The sequence below is a fragment of the Pararhizobium antarcticum genome, from assembly GCF_001885585.1.
Lineage (GTDB): Bacteria > Pseudomonadota > Alphaproteobacteria > Rhizobiales > Rhizobiaceae > Pararhizobium > Pararhizobium antarcticum.
The window spans coordinates 35,589-54,867 of sequence record NZ_LSRP01000024.1; the positions used below are offsets into that span (position 1 = coordinate 35,589).

Here is a 19,279-nt window from a genome sequence, read left to right on the forward strand (position 1 = left end):
GCTGCGCTCTCCCTTAGTACCAGGCATCCGCCATGCCGGTCTTGCGGCGCGTCATATAGTCGGTCAACGCTTCGTCGATGGCGATATCCAGAGGGGGCGCTTCATATTCGGCGAGCGTCTTTTTCCAGCGTTTGTTCGCCCGGGTCGCCATGTCGGTCGATCCCCCCTCTTCGCTCCATTTCTCAAAGGATTCGTTGTCCGAGAGGTTCGAATCCCAGAAAGCCGTCTGGTAGTTCTTCATGGTGTGATCGCAGCCAAGGAAATGGCTGCCGGGCCCGACCTGCAGGAACGCATCCATGGCCAGCGTGTTGTCGTCGACGACGACGCCCGCAAGATAGGAATGCAGGGCGCCGCAAAGATCGACGTCCATCATGAATTTTTCGTAGGACATGGCCAGCAACCCATCGAGAAAGCCGGCCGAGTGCAGGATGAAATTGGCGCCGCAATGCACCGCCGACAGCATCGACATCGTGCCTTCGACCATGGCCTGCCCATCGGGCAGCTTGGAGTTGGAGAAGTTTCCGGCGCATCGCAGAGGCAATTTCAGGCGGCGAGCCAACTGGCCGATCACCATCGAGCCGATGGCCGGTTCCGGCGTGCCGAAGGTCGGCGCGCCCGAACGGAGCGACATGGACGACAGGAAATTGCCGAAGATGACAGGCGCACCGCGCCGCTCGAGCTGGGTCAGTGCGCAACCGGCCAGCGTCTCGGCATAGGATTGCGCAATCGCGCCGGCATTGGTGACCGGCCCCATGGCGCCGCCAAGGATGAACGGCACGATCACCGCCGCCTGGTTGGCGCGCGCATAGGCCCGGAGCGACTTCGTCATCGTCCCGTCCCAGACGAGCGGCGAGTTGACGTTGACATTGCCAAGGATGACGCAGTTCCGGTCGACGAAGTCGCGGCCAAAGACGATGCGCGCCATGTCGATCGAATCCTCGGCACGCTCCTCCGCCGTGATCGACCCCATGAAGGCCCGATCGGAGTATTTGATATGGCTATAGACCATGTCGAGATGGCGTTTGTTGACCGGCACGTCGACCGGCTCGCAGATCGTGCCGCCGGAATGGTGCAGATAGGGGCTCGACTGGGCCAGTTTGATGAAATTGCGGAAATCCTCCAGCGTGCCGTAGCGCCGGCCCTTGTCGATATCCATGACGAAGGGCGAACCATAGGCCGGCGAAAACACGACGTTGCTGCCGCCGATCTCGACATTGTGCCTGGGGTTGCGGGCATGCTGGGTGAATTGCTGCGGCGCCGTCGAAACGATCTCGTTGAGCATGCCGGGCTCGAAACGCACAAGCACGCCATCGACTTTCGCGCCTGCCTGCCTCCAATAGTCGAGACAGACGGGATCGTCGCGGAACTCTATGCCGACCTCCGCCAGAATCCGATCGGCAACGCGCTCGATCTTCTGCAGGTTTTCCTCATTGAGAATATCATAGGGGGGAATGTTGCGGGCGATATAGGGTACGCCAATGATCTTTGCCGATCCATCGCGTCGCGCCGGCCGCGATCCGCGTGTCCTTCGGCCGGTGTCCGCCTCCGGTACCGCAATCGTTTCCATCGCCATGTCTACCATTGCCACGCCTCCCCTTGCCTTCTCTCCCATTGCATATCTGCCATGATTGAAACCGATGGTATTTTGCAACAGCTGCTTTGTAACGCTGGAAAAATCAGAGACATGCTATAATCTGGCCTTATGCAAACGCTTCGCCGCCTCCTGCCCTCCGCCTCCAGCCTTGTTGTCTTCGAGGCGGCTGGCCGGCACCAGAATTTCACCCGTGCCGCCAATGAACTCGGCATGACCCAGGCTGCCGTTTCCTATGCCGTTCGCGGACTGGAAGACCAGCTTGGCGTGCCGCTCTTCCATCGCGTCCACCGGGCGGTCGAACTCACGGAAGCCGGCGAAAAATTCCATGCCGACGTCTCGATCGGCCTCGCCCGCATCCAGAAATCGGCGGAGGACATCCGCGCCAAGGGCCGCGAGTCCAATGTGACATTGGCCGCGTCCACCGCCTTTGCCTCGATGTGGATGCTGCCCCGACTGACCCGGCTGCGTCAGGACCTGCCGGAGATCGACCTGCGGATCCAGACCAGCGTGCGCGATCTCGACCTCGACGAGGAACCGATACCGCTGGGCGTGCGTGGCGGCGATCCGGCCAATTGGCCGCAATATCATGCTGCCCTGCTTGCACCGGAGGTGATCAGCGCGGTCGCCAGCCCCGCCTTCATCGAGGCGAACGGCATGCCGCAAAGTCCTGACGAGTTGATGCGTTACCGGCTGATCCATCTGGAAGAACCGGTGCGACAGGCCTGCGACTGGCCCGAATGGTTCGCCAGCGCCGGACTGACCTATCCCGCGCAATCAAGGCGCCTGGCGATCAATGATTATGTGCTGGTGGTGCAGGCCGTTCTGGCGGGAGACGGCATTGCGCTGGGCTGGCAACACCTGACCGAACGACAGGTCGGATCCGGCGCACTCGTCCCGGTCGGCGGCCATGTGCTTGATACGGGGCTTGCCTTCTACGTGGTCTGGCCACGCTCGCGCGAACTCACCATGCAGGCGCGGCGGGTGCGCGACTGGCTGCTGGAAGAGGGACGCAAAACGCGGGAGGGCTGAGGCAGGCCGTCTATCCGCCGGCAGCGGAACCCGGCTCTCTCGTCGCGTATTTGGTCGCGAGATAACGCATGGTGGCGACGGCATCGACCGGCTTTCCGTAGAAATAGCCCTGCCCCATGCCGCATCCGAGCGCCTTCAGCTTCAGCGCCTCGGAGACATCCTCGATGCCTTCGGCCACGACTTCCAGATCCAGCCCGTCGCACATGGCAACAATCGCCTTGACGATATGTTCGGAGGAGCGGTCGTGCGAAATGCGCGATACGAAGGCGCGATCGACCTTGACCTTGTCGAAGGAGAAATCGCGCAGACGCCCGAGGCTGGACTGGCCGGTGCCAAAGTCATCGAGGGAAATGCGCACCCCGGCGGCCCGCAGCTCGGTGACGATCTTCTGCGCCACGTCCTCATCCGTCATCACGGCCGTCTCGGTGATTTCCAGCTCCAGACGTCGGGGATCGAGCCCGGCGCGGCCGATGATCGAAAGCACATTGGCGCTGGTGGATGGATCCATCAATTGGGCCGAGGACAGGTTGAAGGAGAGGAAAAGCTCCTTCGGCCAGGCGAGGGCTGCTTCCGCTGCCTTGCGCAGCAGTGCTTCCGACAGCGTATCGATAAAACCGCGTTCCTCGGCCAGCGGAACGAAAACGGCCGGCGAGACATAGCCGAGATCGGCATCGCACCAGCGTGCCAGAGCCTCGAAGCCGACGACGCTGTCATCCTTGAGATTGACGATCGGCTGGAAATGCACATCGACCTCGTCGGCGATGATGGCATTGCGCAGCGCCTGCTCCAGCTGCGTTGCCCGCTTCATCTCCTGGGCGATTTCGCGCGAATAGACGGTGATCTGGCCACGGCCTCGGCGCTTGGAACGATAGAGTGCGGTGTCGGCGCTTTTCAGGAGGTCGCCGAAGTCCTCGCCGGCAAACGGGTAAACGGCAAAACCGAAGGAGGCCGAGAGACGGACAGTGCGCTCGCCCAGATCAAAGGGCGCGGACAGCACTTCCTTCAGCAGGGCGCCGATCTTTTCCGCCGCCTTGCGCTCAAACACCAGCGGCAGAACGAAAGCGAACTCGTCGCCGCCATGGCGGATGACGGTTGCCCCGTCGGGAACACAGGCCAGCAGCCGGCTGGCAACCTGGCACAGGATGGCATCGCCCGCTTCGGGACCGAAAAGGTCGTTGATCGGCTTGAAGCCGTCGAGATTGGCAAGGCCGATGGTGAAGGGTGCGGGGTCGTTGGCCCGTTCGGCCGCAATCTCGCGCACCTTGTCGCGCAGCGTATAGGAATTGCCAAGACCGGTCAGCGGATCCGTGTAGGCCATGGCCTGGAGATCGCTCCGGCTAAGGTGCTGAGACGGCGTGTCAGCAGTGTTCATAACGCATTCCCGCATTGGACCTGAGTGGGTCTTTTCGGTTTCACGATGCACATCCGGTGGTTAACATTTCAACAGCGATGTCTCCCCATATCCGGTAGTGGCATCCCCAGTTCTTGGGGTTGACACTGCGCGCCAACGGCATGCCCTCTCGTCATGTCAGGCCTGAACGGCCGGTCGCTCCTGCTTTTCCGGCACGAAGGCCCGATAGACCGCCTCGATCATGTCGGGGCTGATCGGCTTGGTGATGTGATCGTCCATCCCGGCAGCCAGGCTGCGTTCGATGTCTATGTCCAGAGCCTGTGCCGTCACGGCGATGATCGGCGTGCGGGTGCCGGAGGACTTTTCGGCCTCGCGGATCGCACGGGCGGCGTCAAAGCCGTTCATCACCGGCATGGCCACGTCCATCAGGATCAGGTTCGGTTTGCACTGCTGCCACAGCGTCACAGCCTCCTCGCCATTGGCGGCGATGCGATAGGAGATGCCCAGTCCCTCAAGGATCTGGGCGAAGACGAACTGGTTGATCTCGTTGTCCTCGGCGACGACGACCTCGACATCGGAATGACTTCTTTCAAGGGGCATTTCCGGCGCGACCACGATATCCCAGTCTTCGGGCACGAGCGGCATGACCTCTGTTGCTTCAGCGGCGATCTCGCCGATGCGCAGGATATCGGTGTGGAGCTGCGCCTCCGTCCAGTCCGTCGGCAGCAGCAATGACGGCAATGTCTCCCAGCCGGCCGCGATGTCCTTCGCGTCCTTCATCCCGGCATCGATCAGCAGGAGATCGACGCTCAGGCCGGCAGAAGCGACGGCTTTCCGCATCTGCGCGAGTTCGCTGAGGTTCGATATGGCGCCGGCATCGAATTGCCATTCGCGCAGCTTTGACAGGATCCGCTGTTCGAGATTGGGATCGGACGTCGCCACCAGCACGTGGCGCAGGGGCTGCGGCATGGCGTCGAGGATCGGGCCCGGTTCGACCAAATGCTGCATGTCGAGTGCCCGGAACGGATCATAGCAGTTCTGACCCGGCTCGAAGAGGTCGTAATCCTTGACCTTGAAGCCGACCTTGCGCGACGGCGCGTTTTCGGAGTCATCGTTCCCGACCACGACATCCGTGACATCGCTCATACAGGTCACGACCAGATGCTTGCCGGCTTCGCCGACCCGGTATTTGTGCGTGACCACCCAGAGGTCTTCGCCATCGGCGCGAACGAGCTGTTCCGGCAGGGAATAACTGACACCGGTCTCCAGAACCGCGCGATCGCTGCGTTCGAATTTCTCGGCAAATTCAGGCTCCAGCAGATCCCAGACGGAGCGTCCGAGGATCGCCTCGGCGGTCATCCCGTGGATCGCGCAGAAGGCCTTGTTGACGGCGATATAGTTCAGGTTCCGATCCTTGACGCACATTGGATTGGGCATCGAGTCGAGAATACCCTCGGTCAGCTCCACCCGTTCGAGATCGGTCTGAATCTGCTCTTCGCGCTTCTTCTGGTCGGAGATGTCGCTGATTGCAACGAAACACAGGCCGCTGGAGATCCGGCGCTTGCGCACGCTGATCCAGCGCTGGCGACCGATGCGCTCGATGGTTTCGTAGCGCTCGCGCCAGTGAAAGGAAATATGCTCTGAAATCCACTCGTCGCGATTGGAGCGCCGGCGGCTTCGCTCGGGCACGGTGCCGTTGCGCACGCCCGAATCAAACACAGCCCCGAGAAAATCGCGAATGCGGGTGCCGGGCTGAAGCAGGGATGCGGAAATCGGATAGAACTGAAGCAGGTGTCGGCTGGCGAAAACGATCTCGTCATTCTTGTCGCAGACAAGAATAGCAAGGCCCAACGCGTCGGAAGCCGCGTCCAAAACCGTTTTCTGGATGTTCGCGCCAGTCAGCGCTACATCGCTCATACCATAACCCTCATATCGCCCCGGGGCGCTGTTTTCTGGAAAAACATGCTGGTCGTGTCGCCGAAACGGCACCTTTCGGGGTTATCGATCGACGACGGCCAGCTGCGTCATCCTTCCCAAAAGACAAAACCCGTTCTCATTCAGGTTCTTAAGGAACGTCGCAGTTTAGTGTTAAAGGCTGATTAAATTTCTGTGGCATTGTTGCCACCGGTGGTGGCTGCAGCGTGTCGCCAAGGGGCATGAGAGAAGCGGGGATAGACGCCGCTAACGGCTTTTCATGAAGCCGCGAATCCCGGACAATGTGCCATGCCCATCAAGCAACTCTCCGAAACGCTCATCAACCAGATCGCCGCTGGCGAAGTCATCGAACGCCCCGCCAGTGCGGCGAAGGAATTGATCGAGAACGCGCTCGATGCGCATGCGACACGCATCGAGATTGCCACCGCCGGCGGCGGCAAGACGCTGCTGCGGGTCACCGACAACGGCTCCGGCATGGGTCCGGACGACCTCGAACTGGCTGTCCGACGGCATTGCACCTCGAAGCTCGACGGCAGCCTGTTCGATATCCGCACGTTGGGTTTCCGCGGCGAAGCGCTGCCGTCGATCGGCTCCGTCGCGCGATTGACGATTTCCAGTCGGCCGGCCGGTGCCGGACATGGCGCGGAAATCAGTGTCGAAGGCGGCAAGGTCCGACCGGTGCGCCCGGTGGCCGCCAATCAGGGAACCACGGTCGAGGTGCGCGACCTGTTCTTCGCGACGCCGGCACGGCTGAACTTCATGAAGTCGGAACGCGCCGAAGCTTCGGCGATCTCCGACGTCGTCCGGCGCATGGCGATCGCCTTTCCGCAGGTGCGGTTCGTGCTGTCCGGATCGGATCGCACGACGCTGGAATTTGCAGCGACCGGCGATGACCGGCTGGCGCGGATCGCGCAGGTGCTGGGCAAGGACTTTCGCGACAACGCAATCGAGATCGACGCTGCGCGTGAGGGCGTGCGACTGACCGGCTTTGCCGGTGTGCCGACCTTCAACCGCGGCAACTCGCTGCAACAATATGCCTTCGTCAACGGCCGTCCGGTGCAGGACAAGCTGATCTGGTCGGCTTTGCGCGCGGCCTATGCCGAAACAATCCCGCAGGGGCGTTATCCGGTTGCCGTGCTTTCGATCGACATCGACCCGGAACTGGTCGACGTCAACGTGCATCCGGCAAAATCCGACGTGCGCTTTCGCGATCCGGGTCTGGTGCGCGGCCTGATCATCGGTGCGATCCGCCAGGCCATGGCGCAGGAGGGCGACCGCGCCTCGACCACCGGCGCCAGCGGCCTGATGCGGGCCTTTCGCCCGGAACCGGCGCGCTATTCAACGCCCCCCTGGAGCGCCGAGACGTCGCCCTACCGGCCAATGAACTTTTCGACAGCGGCAACCGGCTTTGCCGAGGCGCGGCAGGCCGCCTTCACGGAGATGGCAACACCGTCTGCCCGGGCAGCAATGGCAGAGACGCCTGGGGCTGCGGCGATGACGGAGCCCGTTCAGCATCCGCTGGGGGCTGCACGGGCACAGTTGCACGAAAACTATATCGTCGCCCAGACACAGGACGGCCTCGTCATCGTCGACCAGCATGCCGCGCATGAGCGCCTGGTGTTCGAGACCCTGCGCAAGGGTTTGAATGACAGGCCCGTTCCAGCCCAGGCGCTGCTCATTCCCGAAATCGTCGATCTGGCCGAGGATGACTGCGACCGTCTGATTGGCCATGCTGCGGATTTTTCGAGACTGGGGCTCGGCATCGAACGGTTCGGACCCGGCGCGATCGCGGTGCGCGAAACGCCGGCGATGCTCGGCGAGATCGATGCGGCGGGCCTTGTCCGGCAACTGGCCGACGAACTGGCCGAGTGGGATACCGCAAACGGGCTTGCCGGCCGCCTCGATTATCTGGCGGCAACCATGGCCTGCCATGGGTCGGTGCGCTCCGGCCGGCGGCTGCGCCCGGAAGAGATGAACGCGCTTTTGCGGCAGATGGAGGCGACGCCGGGCTCCGGCCAGTGCAATCACGGGCGGCCAACCTATATCGAGATCAAGCTTGCGGATATTGAGCGGCTGTTCGGCCGCAGTTGAGTTTCGGATCAAGGCCTCGGGACGGAGGCTCTTCGATTGCGCTGGAAATTTCCGTCCTGACGCGCTATGCGGTTTTTCGGGAGCAGGTGGACAGAATGCGGGGACGACGAATGATGAACCGGTTTGAAGGCAGCGGCAATCGCGAGGCGAAGATCCGCTATCTCGATGGCGATTTCCAGATCGTCTTGCCCGGCTCGCATGTCACCTGCGCAACGAGCGGCAAGCTCATCCCGCTTGACGAGCTGCGCTACTGGAGCGTGGCCCGTCAGGAACCTTATGCCGATGCCGAAGCCTCCTTCGAAGGCGACAAACGAGCGGGCATCCTGCCGAACCAGCGGCGGTAAGGCTTACACCAGGAATTACGAGGCTTTCAGCCGACGTGCCCGCGCAGCGAGGATCGTCGCCTCGATGATCTTGCGGGGTGATGTCGGGTCGTCAAAGCGGATTTCCACCTCGATCACCCGGCTCTTCGCAAGCAGTTCGGCCGCACGGCCATGATCTGCCTCCAGCCGCACCCTGTCCTTTGCCGTCGTCACCAATGCCAGCCCCTTTGCGGCGGCATGATCGAGCAGGTCGGCAATCTCATCCTCCGAAAAATGGTGGTGATCCGGAAAACTGCGTGTCGCCATAATCGAGGCGCCGGTTTCGCGAACCGTGCGGAAGAACTTCTCCGGATCGGCAATGCCGCACCAGGCGAGCACCGGGACATCCCTGAGGCTGCCGTCATCCAGAGCCTCGACATTGGCCGCATAGATCTGCCGTCCGGCCCGCGCGGCGCGGCGCACCAGCGCATCGGCGCGGTCGCCATCGCCGATTTTCAAGAGTGCCGAGGCATGACGGATCTGCTGGGGGATCGGCGCCCGCACCGGGCCTGACGGGATCAGGTGGCCATTGCCGACGCCGCGGCGGCTGTCGATCACCAGCAGGGCGAAATCGAACGTCAGTCGCGCACTCTGGAAACCATCATCCATGATGATCAGGTCCGCGCCTTCGGCGACCAGCCGGCGTGCGCCCTCGACGCGCTTGCGGCAGATGACGGTCAGTGCCTCGCGCGCCAGAAGCAGCGGTTCATCGCCGACATCGCGGGCCCGGTGATGGGCCAGGTCGACGACGGTCGTCACATCGAGCGATCCGCCATAACCGCGGCTGAGAAAGCCGGGCTTCAACCCTCTGGCGACAGCGGCGCGCGCAAGGGCAATCGCGGTCGGCGTCTTGCCGGCACCGCCGACGGTGAAATTGCCGACGCAGAGCACCGGAACCTCGATCGACACGCGTCTGGCCCGGTCCATCCGGCGCCCGGATATGCGTCCGTAAACCCATGAGAAAGGCGAGAGCGCATAGGCGCGCCAGTCTGCTTTGGTCCACCAGAACGGCGGGGCATCCGAAACCATTCGCTCTTCCGTCGCCTTCCCGGCCCTGTCTGCACGCCGTCTACCGGTCGCGCAAAAAATAAAACATTCTTTCTTTTCAACGGCGCCAGCACCGTCAAACCCATCAGGGAACCAGCGCCACAAAACGTCAGATCGCCGGGAATTGCAAGCGTTACGGCCGATTTGACCCGTGCGATGCGATGCCGCGCAAACGCGGAAGCGCAGGTGCCAATCCTCCCAAAAGGCCAGCGCCGGGCGTTGCGATATACCGAGTTTTAACCAATCTCGACGAGTGTCGATTAACCAAGTTTCGTACCTTCCGTCTTCTTGTACTGCGTAGCGGATCCTTAAAATGACGATCACAAGCTTTAACTCGGCAGCCACCGCTGCCTTGGCGATCCTGCGCCATAACGACAGCCGGCATGACAAGCTGCAAAACATCGTAACGACAGGGATGCGGGTCGGCGAAGCCGCCGACAATGCCGCCTACTGGTCGATTGCCACCGACATGCGCAACACGCACAAGGCGACCGGTGCCGTCATCGATGCGCTGGAACTGGGAGCCGCTGTCGTCGACGTCGCCTATGAAGCGATGGAAAGCCTCATCGACATCACATCCGAGATCAAGGCCAAGGTGATGATCATGAAGGGTATGGGCACAGACCGATACAAGATCAGTTCGGAAATCTACGAGTTGGAGAAACAGTTCGTCTCGGTGATTGAATCTGCTTCCTTCAATGGGCGAAACCTGTTGGCACCGGGCAAACTCAACTATTCCGAAAAATCCTATGTGGACGGCAATGGCCGAACGCTGAACTATATCGAGATGACACCGTCCGACCCCAATATCGTCTTTAGCGGCATTGTCTCGAGCTACACCAAGGGCAAGATCGGGCTGATCAACATCTATGGCGACAGCAACCTCAACCTCTTCGGCCCGGCCAGCTACAAGAATGCCGATGGCACGATCACGCTCAAGGACGGTCTGGTCGGCAATCCGCAGGCGGATGGGCAAACGGATGGGGTTGCCCATGACGATCCGTTGAAGACGACGGCCTGGCTTCCGGCTTTCAACGGCCGTACGCAGATCGCCTTTGCCAATGGCGCACAGACCGACGACATGTTCAGCGCATCGCATATGGGTGAAGTACCGGCCGATCTGGTCGACTATGCGACCGACCTGCTCGTTACCCGCTATGACGCCATCGAGAAAACCCTGATTGACCGCGCAGCGACGCTGGGATCGCTGAGCATGCGGATCGATATGCAGACGGACTACAATAAGGCCCTGTCATCGACGATCCAGAAAGGTGTCGGCCGGCTGGTCGATGCCGATATGAACGACGCCTCGACCAAGCTCAAGGTCATCCAGGCGCAGGTGCAACTGACTGTCCAGGCCCTCAACATCGCCAACAACGCCCCGTCGCTTCTGTTGCAACTGTTCCGGAATTGACGATAGCCGGTGCTTTACCGGCTTCAGAGCGTGCACGTCAAAAAGCCCCGGAAGCAATCAGCTTCCGGGGCTTTCTGGCAGATCCATGTTGACAGATCCTTGCCTTTAATCGGTACGTCGTTCAACGAAGACCGAAGAAAGACAGCACAGCGATGACAACAACGACCAGTCCAACGATATAAATAATGCGGCTCATGATGGGTTCCTTTGTTTTCCATCATATAAACGCACAATCACCCCATTGGTTCCTTGGACTCTCGTCGTTTTCCTTTTGCCCTCATCAGAAGATCAAGTTCAATCTCCGATGGACCAAAACGCGTGTAGAGATCCAGTGCTTCTTCATCACCAAGACTATAACGCTGTTGAAACTCCTGCAGGGTGCAGGGTTCGCCGCGTTGCTGGCGTGCCCGTGTCGGTCGGTCCTGCATGGCGCTACCAGTATCGACGCTTCGACGGCTCCGGCGGGGCAAGCTGGCGTTCAGCGGCCCTGAACCCGGAAAGATGGCCAATGAGAAAACCGGCAACGCCTGCGAGCGCCAGGACCAGCGTCAGGCTGTGCGGATGGTCTGCAGCTGCATCCTTGGCGGACAGCGCCTGTTCCTTCACGGCATGGGCGGCGTCGGCCGCTTTCGCTGCGATCGTGTCTGCGTTGCGGGGGGCGCCGGTGAAGCCGGCTCGAAGTTCGGATCCTGCCATGGGTCGTCTCCTTGAAAACAATACCCATTAACTGGTGGGAATCCGCAATGTTCCCTCCGACGTGTCTTTGTGTCCCAAAAACTGAAAAAATCCGCGCTGATCGACAGGATCGGCTTTGCCACGACACTTTCGATTGGATGAACGGCTGATTTCAGCGCAGGACGGCTTCAAGACCGGTAATGTCCGGAATGCAGTGATCCGAGGCCGCCGAGAGTGACTGCGGCGAACCTGTGCCCGTCAGTACCGCGACCGTCAGCCCGGCGCCGGCGTTGCGGCCCATGTGCAGGTCGTGATTGTTGTCGCCGACGACCGCCACCTCATGCGGGGCGAGACCGGTCGCGGCACAGAAACCGTGCACCATGCCCGGTTCCGGTTTCGTGCCGTAGCCGCTGTCATAACCCGCAACATAATCCAGGTAGCGGTCAAAGCCGAAGCGTTTGGCCGTCTCGCGGATCGAGCGCTCATTGTCGCTGGAGGCGACGCCCAGACGGTATCCCTTGGCGTGCAGCCCCGCAAAGAAGGTTGCGAGATCGGTCACCGGAACGGCAAGGGCTGCGGAATTGGCGAAGAGATGATCGAGCTTTTCACGCAGCGCTTCCACGGTAAATGGCGCTCCTGCCTCGACCATGCCTGTTGCGATCTCGACCGTGTTTCCGGCAGCAAGCAGGCTGTCCGGCGTCACATAGCCGGTGTCCGGGTCCATGCCGCAGGCGATGAGCAGCCTGCGTGCCAGGGCCTCGTCACCCTTCGCAGCTATCCGGGCCAGTTCATAATTGACGGGGACCCAGCTCTTGGCATAATCGAGCAGCGTTCCGTCCTTGTCGAAAAGGATGCCGGCAATGGTCTTGTCCTTGGTCATCGGTCTCTCGCGTCAGGGGCGGCATTCCGCTTCGGGATTGTCGGTTTTCGCAGTCAGCTCTCGCTGCGCGGCTGCAATCTGGCCTTGACGGTCAGCGGGTTGATATAGGGCTCCAGCCCCTTGACCGTTGCCGACAGTGCACCGCGCATTTCATGCACGGTTTCCAGGCCGGCATCGATCATCGAGCGACGCATGTCGTCGTTGGAGAGCAGATAGTTGACACCCTTTGCCAGCATCTCGACATCGCGGATGATCTTGGCGCTGCCGTTCTTGGCGAGCATCTGGTAGGTCTCGCGAAAATTCTGGACATTGCCGCCCGACAGGATGGCGCAGCCGAGCATGGCGGGCTCAAGCGGGTTCTGTCCGCCTTCGGCAAACAGCGATCGACCGACAAACGCCACCTCGGTCAGCCGCAGGTAAAGCCCCATCTCGCCAATCGTATCGCCGAGAAAGACGTCGGTCTCCGCCGTCAGGGCATCGTTGCGGGTGCGGCGTGCGACCGTGAGCCCCTTGGCCTTCAGCATGGCCTCGATGGCATCGGCGCGGTCCGGATGACGCGGCACAATGATCGTGAGAAGGCCTGTGCGCTCCTTGAGCGCGCGGTGAACGACGCCGGCGGCGGCCTCTTCACCCTCGAAGGTCGAGATCGCCGCCCAGGTCTTCCGGGTGCCGATCTGCGTCTGGTATTGCTTCAGCGCCTTGGCATCGTGGGGTGGTGCGTCCGTGTCGACCTTGAGATTTCCGGAGACCATGACCGGCAGGGCACCGAGCGTGCGGAACCGTTCTGCATCGACCTCCGACTGGGCAATCACCAGCGCCAGGTTTTCGAACAGGGCATCCGCCAGCGCTGGGCGCTTCTTCCAGCGCGCGAAGGTACGGTCCGACAGGCGGCCATTGACCAGCACCTGTGGAATGTGGCGCTGGCCAAGTTCGATGATGGTCATCGGCCAGATTTCCGATTCCGCAATGATCGCCAGATCCGGTTCCCAGTAGTCCAGGAAACGACTGACCGACGGCTTGAAATCGAGCGGCACATACTGGTGGATCACGGAAGACCCAAGGCGCTCCGTGACAACGGCAGCCGAGGTTTTCGTGCCTGTTGTCAGGACCACGGCGATGCCGCGACGGCGGACTTCCTTGATCAGCGGAATGACGGCCAGGGTCTCGCCAACGCTTGCGGCATGAAACCAGACGAGCGGTCCGCGCGGACGCGCTTCGCTTGCAAAACCATAACGTTCGCGGCGTCGGGCGGAATCTTCCTTGCCCTTGGCGACACGCACGGCGAGATAGGGGCCGATCAGCGGATAGATCGCCGTGCCGACCCAGCGATATCCGCCCAGCGCCAGCCGCGCAAACAGATTGGTCATGAACGGACCTTCCGCTGTCCATCGGGCAGGACACGACGCGTTTCAGCGCAAGCGCGCGCAGGCGCCTGAGAGCCGGCCGACATCAGCATCAATCGTTTTCCGGATCGAGCATCCGGTGCATGTGGACGATGAAGTAGCGCATATGGGCATTGTCGACGGTCATCTGCGCCTTGGACTTCCAGGCGGTCAGAGCCGTTTCGTAATCAGGGAAGATGCCGACAATGTCGAGCTTGCCCAGGTCACGGAACTCGACACTGGTCAGTGTCGTCAGCTCGCCGCCGAATACGAGATGCAGGCGCTGTTTCTTTTCTGGGGTCTGAGCCATCTGACTTTCCGTTTTCTTGTCTTGTTTAGTGTGGTTTGCGGCAATTGCCCGGAAAGGTCAATGGCCCTCCAGACCCTGCGCTGCCGCGATCAGCGCCGGAAGCAAAGGCCCTGCGGCGGCGCACAGAACCGTGCGACGAACATTGGGGCGATTGTAAGAAAGCAGCTGCCCATCAAGGCTGGCAAGGATGCCGCCGGCCTTTTCGAGTATCAGGTCGGCTGCCGCCAGATCCCAGTCGTGCGAGTTGGTCTTGACCACCGTTCCATCGATCCGCCCGTCCGCGATCATCGCGATCCGGTAGGCCAGCGACGGCACGTGGGAGATGCGCGAGACACCGGTGCGATAGCCGCCCTCCAGCCGGACGATGGTATCCTCGGCCAGCGCGATCTTCAGCGTTTCACCGGCCGGCGGGGCGCGGACAAGGATTGCCGCGCCGTTCTTGCTGGCGAAACCGCCCTCGCTTGCCTGGAACAGTTCGTCCAGCGCCGGGGCGAAGAGCACGCCGGCCACCGGCCGGCCGCGGTGGACAACCGCGACGCTGATGCACCAGACATCCTTTCCGGCTATGAAGGCGCGGGTACCGTCGATCGGGTCGACGACAAACAGGGTTTCGCAGCCGAGACGCGCCTCGTCGTCATCGGTCTCCTCCGACAGCCAGCCATAGGCTGGCCGGGCGGCCAGAAGCCGTTCCTTCAGAATGTCATTGGCGGCGTAGTCGGCTTCGCTGACCGGCGAGCGTCCGCCGTTCTTCCACTGGACGTCCGGATCCTGGCGAAAATAGGTCATCGCCTTTTCGCCGGCCGCACGGGCGGCATCGGTGATCAGCGCGAGGTCTTCGACCCAGGGGTCCTGCGAAGGGTGAACGGCAGTCATGCGCGTGTCCAATTCCCGCGGCATGGCATGCCGCGTCTGTTTTCAATTTCGTCGTCCGGCCTGATCGCGCGCTCACGTGCCAGCGAGCGTCATGCCTTCGATTGCCAGTGTCGGTGCGGCAACGCCATATTTGCGGTCGATGTCGTCGGCCAGCGTCAGAGCCATGAACATCTGTTTCAGGTTGGATGCAATGGTCACTTCCGAGACCGGGAAAGCAAGCTCGCCATTCTCGATCCAGAAGCCGGACGCGCCACGGCTGTATTCGCCGGTGATCATGTTGACACCCTGACCGATCAGTTCCGTGACATAGAACCCCGTGCCGATGCTGCGGATGAGATCCGCGCGCGACACGGTGCCGGGCTCGATGGCAAAATTGGTCGATCCGGGATTGACGGCCGGACCGCCCCGCACGCCGCGGCCATTGGTCTGGAGGCCGAGTTCGCGGGCCGTCGAGGTCGACAGGAACCAGTGGCGCAACACGCCGTCCTCGATCATCGACAGCTTCTCGCCGCTGATGCCTTCACCGTCGAAGGGGCGCGACGACGAGCCGCGAACGACCAGCGGATCGTCGGTGACATGGATACCGGCCTTGAGAATCGGCTTGTCCATCATGTCGCGCAGAAAGCTGGTCTTGCGGGCAACGGACGCGCCGTTGATGGCCCCGGCAATGTGGCCTGCAAAACCGCGCGCCATGCGCGGATCAAAAACGACGGTAACATTTTTCTGCGTCGGCATCTGGCGTGCGCCGATGCGCGCAACGGCCTTTTCACCGGCGGTGCGGCCGATTTCGGAGGCGTCCTTCAGGTCGGCAAAATAAAGGCGGCTGTCGAAATCATAGTCGCGCTCCATCTTCGTGCCGTCGCCGGCAATGGCGCTGACCGAGCGTCCGAAACGGGTGCCCATATAGGAGCCGGAAAATCCGGCCGACGTGACAAGCACCAGCCCGCCCATGCCCGCAGACGTACCGGCGCCGCTGGAATTGGTAACGCCGGGCACGGCAAGGGCCGCCTCTTCCGCAGCCAGGGCCGCTTGCGTCAGCGCTTCCGTCAAAACATCGGTCGGGTCGAACAGCTCGAGATCGGGGTAGGAACGGGCAAGCCTGTCGGGATCGGCGAGACTTGCAAAAGGATCTTCCGGCGAGGCCTTGGCCATGGCCACCGCCCGCTCGGCCAGTACCTTGAGATCAAAACCGGGATTGGCCGAAACGCTGGCGACGCGACGGTCGACAAAGACCCGCAACGAGAAATCATCGCTCTCGGAGGACTCGGTCGCTTCGACCTTGCCCAGCCGAACCGAGACGGAACGCGAGCGGCCGCGCACGACCACTGCATCGGCCTGCGTGGCGCCGGCCTTCAGCGCGAGGTCGATCAGTTGCGACGCGCGCATCTGTAGCGCGCCGGAATCGATAGTGTTTGTCATGATTTGGCCTTTCATTCCTGTCCCATTTATTGTGCAGTACAGGAAGCATCAAGGGCATCCTATGATTCTTGTGCTCTATCCCTGCCATGAATGCCACGCGAGCCCGTGAAAAACACCGGACCAGCGCGGACTCGATGAGAAAGACACCTGCATGTCGACGACGCCAGCCCTCTATTCACAGGCCCTTCTGCTTCTGGGCGGCGCTGTGATCGCGGCGCCCATCTTCAAGAAGCTCGGCCTTGGGACCGTTCTCGGCTATCTCGCCGCCGGCGTCGTCATCGGCCCGCTTCTAAAGCAAATCACCGAGGGCGAACAGATCCTCGGTTTCGCCGAACTCGGAATCGTCTTCCTGCTGTTCGTCATCGGGCTCGAGCTGAAGCCATCGCGGCTCTGGCAGATGCGCCGCGACATTTTCGGTCTGGGGACGGCGCAGGTCATGCTGACCGGCGGCATTGTCTCGGCCATCGTCTACGAGACGGGCATTCTCGACTGGGCCGGCAGCGTCGTGACCGGCTTCGGCCTTGCCTTGTCGTCCACCGCCTTTGCCCTGCAGATCCTCGACGAGAAAAACGATACGAATACGCGCTACGGCCAGCGGACGTTTTCGCTGCTCTTGCTGCAGGACCTCGCCATCGTCCCGCTCCTGGCGCTGATCCCGCTGATCGCCCTGCAAGCGCCGGAGGACACGACGTCGCCGCTCTACGATTTCGGGGTTGCGATCGCTGCGATCCTGGCGCTGGTCATAGCCGGCCGCTACGTGCTCAACCCGGTGTTCCAGATCATCGCGCGCACCGGTGCGCGCGAAGTCATGATCGCTGCCGCGCTGCTGATCGTCATGGGGGCTGCCACCATCATGCAGCTGGCCGGGCTGTCCATGGCGATGGGCGCCTTTCTCGCCGGCGTGATGCTGGCCGAATCCTCCTACCGGCATGAACTCGAAGCCGACATCGAGCCGTTCCGCGGGCTTTTGCTGGCGCTGTTCTTCATGGCCGTCGGCCTGTCGCTACAGATCGACGTGATCGTCGAAAACTACGTTCTGATTCTTCTTGCCGTGCCGCTGCTGATGGTGATCAAGGCGCTGGTGATCTACGGCCTCTGTCGCGTGACCGGTTCGCCGCACAATGACGCGGTGCGGATCGGCCTGTTGTTGCCGCAGGGCGGCGAGTTCGGATTCGTGCTGTTCACCGCAGCCGCCGCAGCCGGTGTGTTTTCCTCCAGCACCGCCTCCCTTCTGATCGTCATCGTCACCCTGTCCATGGCGCTGACGCCGCCGGCCTCGGCACTTGCAGGACTTCTGATGCAGGAACAGGCGGACGCGACCGAGGAATTGGAAGAGGACTTCGAAGGGGCCGGTGCTGACGTGCTGATGATCGGCTTTTCACGCTTCGGCCAGATTGCCTCGCAGATCCTGCTTGCCGGCGGCCGCGACGTGACGATCATCGATCACTCCGCAGCGCGTGTGCGCCAGGCCGCGACCTTCGGCTTCCGCATCTATTTCGGCGACGGGACCCGCCTTGACGTGTTGCGGGCGGCCGGCATCGAGCGCGCCAAGATCGTTGCCATCTGCACCCACAAGGCAGAAATCACCGACCGGATCATCGACATGGTCCAGGCGGAATATCCGAATGCGCGGATCTTTGCGCGCGCTTATGATCGCCTGCACACGCTGACCTTGCGGGCTCGTGGTGTCGACTACGAACTGCGCGAAACCTTCGAATCAGGCTTGTTGTTCGGGCGCCGGACGCTGGAATCGCTTGGTGTCGGCGACAATGAGGCACTGGCGATTACCGACGACATCCGACGGCGCGACGAGGCCCGGCTTGCCCTGCAGGAGGCCGAAGGCATCAGCGCCGGCCGTGACATGCTGCATTTCCAGCCCGTCCGTCCGGAACCGACACCGCTGGTCAAGCCGAAGCGGGAAGTCCTTCCCACGGCGGACAACGACGACGAGATCCTGTCCAACACGCCGCGCGACGGCGCACCGAAGGCCAGCGACACGATCGTCGGTGCAGAGTAGCCATCAACGTCTGGCGTGGGCCTCGAAGGCCGCGTCAAGGGCCGTCCTGACCTGATCGCGGATGCCGGCGCTCGCATTGAGAACGTCCTGGGCTTTCAGGAAATCCATCACCCGGAAGCGGCTGACCTCGGGACGCAGCAGGATATCGGGCGGATGCGCCTTGATCTTCATGGCGATGATCGACTGCATCATCAGCTGGCTCGCGCCGAACAGGCTGTCGATACGGCTCGGCATGGTCTCGCCATCGCCTTCCGGGCCGCCAACGACATCGACGCCGACGACGATATCGGCGAGCCCCAGGAGATGATCGAAGGGCACCGGATTGTAGATACCGCCATCAATCATCACCCGGCCATCGATGCGCACCGGCATGAACATGGCCGGAAGGGCGCAGGACGCCGCTAAGGCCTGATAGAGATCGCCGCTCTCGACGATGCGCTCGCTCTGGCCGTAATAATCGGTGGCGATGACCTTGAGCGGAATGCCGAGACCTGAGAAATCCGCCGGGATCGTCTCCGGCAGGAAGACCTTCAGCAGCCGCTCAAGATTGAACTGGCCGACGCGAAAGCCGCCCGCCATCGCCGAAGCCAGATTTGTCGGACGCAGGCTCCAGATGCGGTTCATCACCTCGCGGCGGCGGCCGATCGTGGCAAGAACATGCTCGCGAATCTCCGTGCCGCGCAAGCCTGCCGCCATGCCGGCGCCCATGATGGCGCCGATCGACGAGCCGGCGATCGCCACCGGGCGAATGCCGAGATCGTTAAAGGCCTCGATCACATGGATATGCGCAAGACCGCGCGCGCCGCCACCGCCAAAGGCAATGGCAACGGTGGGCGTGGCACTTTTCAACGCAGTCACTGACGCCGGACTATCGCTCATCCCTGGCTCCCGATCCGGATC

At 62.0% G+C, this 19,279-nt stretch carries 17 protein-coding genes; 5 read left to right on the plus strand and 12 right to left on the minus strand.

Annotation, left to right across the window (positions count from 1 at the left end; all coding sequences use genetic code 11):
- Positions 1-13: 13 nt before the first annotated feature.
- A complete protein-coding gene (locus AX760_RS03070) occupies positions 14-1,573 on the minus strand; it encodes a trimethylamine methyltransferase family protein (protein ID WP_245294919.1) in 1,560 nt (519 codons plus the stop codon).
- A gap of 129 nt (positions 1,574-1,702) precedes the next feature.
- Here AX760_RS03070 and AX760_RS03075 point away from each other — a divergent pair, with 129 nt between their 5' ends.
- Complete coding sequence (locus AX760_RS03075; protein ID WP_071831351.1) at positions 1,703-2,623, plus strand: LysR substrate-binding domain-containing protein; 921 nt, start codon at positions 1,703-1,705, stop codon at positions 2,621-2,623.
- A gap of 10 nt (positions 2,624-2,633) precedes the next feature.
- Here the strand turns inward: AX760_RS03075 and AX760_RS03080 are convergent, their stop codons facing one another.
- On the minus strand, positions 2,634-3,995 hold the full coding sequence (locus AX760_RS03080) for a putative bifunctional diguanylate cyclase/phosphodiesterase (RefSeq protein ID WP_071831352.1): 1,362 nt from the start codon (positions 3,993-3,995) through the stop codon (positions 2,634-2,636).
- A 156-nt stretch (positions 3,996-4,151) separates the two neighbouring features.
- Complete coding sequence (locus AX760_RS03085; RefSeq protein WP_071831353.1) at positions 4,152-5,891, minus strand: response regulator; 1,740 nt, start codon at positions 5,889-5,891, stop codon at positions 4,152-4,154.
- Positions 5,892-6,197: 306 nt separating this feature from the next.
- Here AX760_RS03085 and mutL point away from each other — a divergent pair, with 306 nt between their 5' ends.
- Both mutL and AX760_RS03095 read left to right on the plus strand, forming a co-directional pair.
- Entirely contained in the window at positions 6,198-8,000 is a 1,803-nt protein-coding gene (gene mutL / locus AX760_RS03090; protein WP_071831354.1) for a DNA mismatch repair endonuclease MutL, read from the plus strand.
- Between the two features lie 113 nt (positions 8,001-8,113).
- A complete protein-coding gene (locus AX760_RS03095; RefSeq protein WP_071831486.1) occupies positions 8,114-8,344 on the plus strand; it encodes a DUF2093 domain-containing protein in 231 nt (76 codons plus the stop codon).
- A gap of 15 nt (positions 8,345-8,359) precedes the next feature.
- Here the strand turns inward: AX760_RS03095 and lpxK are convergent, their stop codons facing one another.
- Complete coding sequence (gene lpxK / locus AX760_RS03100; protein WP_071831355.1) at positions 8,360-9,391, minus strand: tetraacyldisaccharide 4'-kinase; 1,032 nt, start codon at positions 9,389-9,391, stop codon at positions 8,360-8,362.
- A 331-nt stretch (positions 9,392-9,722) separates the two neighbouring features.
- On the opposite strand from lpxK, the gene AX760_RS03105 reads away from it, so the two are divergent.
- The gene (locus AX760_RS03105; protein WP_071831357.1) at positions 9,723-10,823 is read left to right on the plus strand and encodes a flagellin N-terminal helical domain-containing protein; all 1,101 of its coding nucleotides are present in this window, start codon (positions 9,723-9,725) and stop codon (positions 10,821-10,823) included.
- A gap of 233 nt (positions 10,824-11,056) precedes the next feature.
- Here the strand turns inward: AX760_RS03105 and AX760_RS28105 are convergent, their stop codons facing one another.
- The 7 genes from AX760_RS28105 to AX760_RS03140 form a co-directional block, all read right to left on the minus strand.
- Positions 11,057-11,251, minus strand: coding sequence for a hypothetical protein (locus tag AX760_RS28105; protein WP_071831359.1), 195 nt, complete (start codon positions 11,249-11,251; stop codon positions 11,057-11,059).
- Between the two features lie 4 nt (positions 11,252-11,255).
- Complete coding sequence (locus AX760_RS03115) at positions 11,256-11,519, minus strand: hypothetical protein (RefSeq protein WP_071831360.1); 264 nt, start codon at positions 11,517-11,519, stop codon at positions 11,256-11,258.
- Between the two features lie 151 nt (positions 11,520-11,670).
- Positions 11,671-12,378: an HAD family hydrolase gene (locus tag AX760_RS03120; RefSeq protein WP_071831361.1), complete on the minus strand. Its 708-nt coding sequence runs from the start codon at positions 12,376-12,378 to the stop codon at positions 11,671-11,673.
- A gap of 53 nt (positions 12,379-12,431) precedes the next feature.
- Positions 12,432-13,745 (minus strand): lipid IV(A) 3-deoxy-D-manno-octulosonic acid transferase, encoded by a 1,314-nt coding sequence (gene waaA, locus AX760_RS03125; RefSeq protein WP_071831362.1) that lies wholly within the window; start codon positions 13,743-13,745, stop codon positions 12,432-12,434.
- Between the two features lie 88 nt (positions 13,746-13,833).
- Positions 13,834-14,070 (minus strand): DUF4170 domain-containing protein, encoded by a 237-nt coding sequence (locus AX760_RS03130; protein ID WP_071831366.1) that lies wholly within the window; start codon positions 14,068-14,070, stop codon positions 13,834-13,836.
- Positions 14,071-14,127: 57 nt separating this feature from the next.
- Entirely contained in the window at positions 14,128-14,943 is an 816-nt protein-coding gene (locus tag AX760_RS03135) for a 3'(2'),5'-bisphosphate nucleotidase CysQ (RefSeq protein WP_071831487.1), read from the minus strand.
- Between the two features lie 72 nt (positions 14,944-15,015).
- Entirely contained in the window at positions 15,016-16,362 is a 1,347-nt protein-coding gene (locus AX760_RS03140) for a TldD/PmbA family protein (RefSeq protein ID WP_071831367.1), read from the minus strand.
- Between the two features lie 151 nt (positions 16,363-16,513).
- Between AX760_RS03140 and AX760_RS03145 the strand changes: the two genes are divergently transcribed.
- On the plus strand, positions 16,514-18,379 hold the full coding sequence (locus tag AX760_RS03145; protein ID WP_071831369.1) for a monovalent cation:proton antiporter-2 (CPA2) family protein: 1,866 nt from the start codon (positions 16,514-16,516) through the stop codon (positions 18,377-18,379).
- Positions 18,380-18,382: 3 nt separating this feature from the next.
- Here the strand turns inward: AX760_RS03145 and AX760_RS03150 are convergent, their stop codons facing one another.
- Positions 18,383-19,258, minus strand: a complete 876-nt coding sequence (locus AX760_RS03150) for a patatin-like phospholipase family protein (RefSeq protein ID WP_071831370.1) — start codon at positions 19,256-19,258, stop codon at positions 18,383-18,385.
- Between the last annotated feature and the right edge of the window lie 21 nt (positions 19,259-19,279).

What these genes read in the sequence shown, in the direction of transcription:
- AX760_RS03130 (WP_071831366.1), bottom strand. Translation starts at nt 14,070, where the DNA reads ATGGCTCAGACCCCAGAAAAGAAACAGCGCCTGCATCTCGTATTCGGC.
- waaA (WP_071831362.1), bottom strand. Translation starts at nt 13,745, where the DNA reads ATGACCAATCTGTTTGCGCGGCTGGCGCTGGGCGGATATCGCTGGGTC.
- AX760_RS03140 (WP_071831367.1), bottom strand. Translation starts at nt 16,362, where the DNA reads ATGACAAACACTATCGATTCCGGCGCGCTACAGATGCGCGCGTCGCAA.
- AX760_RS03075 (WP_071831351.1), top strand. Translation starts at nt 1,703, where the DNA reads ATGCAAACGCTTCGCCGCCTCCTGCCCTCCGCCTCCAGCCTTGTTGTC.
- AX760_RS03070 (WP_245294919.1), bottom strand. Translation starts at nt 1,573, where the DNA reads ATGGCGATGGAAACGATTGCGGTACCGGAGGCGGACACCGGCCGAAGG.
- AX760_RS03135 (WP_071831487.1), bottom strand. Translation starts at nt 14,943, where the DNA reads ATGACTGCCGTTCACCCTTCGCAGGACCCCTGGGTCGAAGACCTCGCG.
- AX760_RS03085 (WP_071831353.1), bottom strand. Translation starts at nt 5,891, where the DNA reads ATGAGCGATGTAGCGCTGACTGGCGCGAACATCCAGAAAACGGTTTTG.
- lpxK (WP_071831355.1), bottom strand. Translation starts at nt 9,391, where the DNA reads ATGGTTTCGGATGCCCCGCCGTTCTGGTGGACCAAAGCAGACTGGCGC.
- AX760_RS03095 (WP_071831486.1), top strand. Translation starts at nt 8,114, where the DNA reads ATGAACCGGTTTGAAGGCAGCGGCAATCGCGAGGCGAAGATCCGCTAT.
- mutL (WP_071831354.1), top strand. Translation starts at nt 6,198, where the DNA reads ATGCCCATCAAGCAACTCTCCGAAACGCTCATCAACCAGATCGCCGCT.
- AX760_RS28105 (WP_071831359.1), bottom strand. Translation starts at nt 11,251, where the DNA reads ATGCAGGACCGACCGACACGGGCACGCCAGCAACGCGGCGAACCCTGC.
- AX760_RS03105 (WP_071831357.1), top strand. Translation starts at nt 9,723, where the DNA reads ATGACGATCACAAGCTTTAACTCGGCAGCCACCGCTGCCTTGGCGATC.
- AX760_RS03150 (WP_071831370.1), bottom strand. Translation starts at nt 19,258, where the DNA reads ATGAGCGATAGTCCGGCGTCAGTGACTGCGTTGAAAAGTGCCACGCCC.
- AX760_RS03115 (WP_071831360.1), bottom strand. Translation starts at nt 11,519, where the DNA reads ATGGCAGGATCCGAACTTCGAGCCGGCTTCACCGGCGCCCCCCGCAAC.
- AX760_RS03120 (WP_071831361.1), bottom strand. Translation starts at nt 12,378, where the DNA reads ATGACCAAGGACAAGACCATTGCCGGCATCCTTTTCGACAAGGACGGA.
- AX760_RS03080 (WP_071831352.1), bottom strand. Translation starts at nt 3,995, where the DNA reads ATGAACACTGCTGACACGCCGTCTCAGCACCTTAGCCGGAGCGATCTC.
- AX760_RS03145 (WP_071831369.1), top strand. Translation starts at nt 16,514, where the DNA reads ATGTCGACGACGCCAGCCCTCTATTCACAGGCCCTTCTGCTTCTGGGC.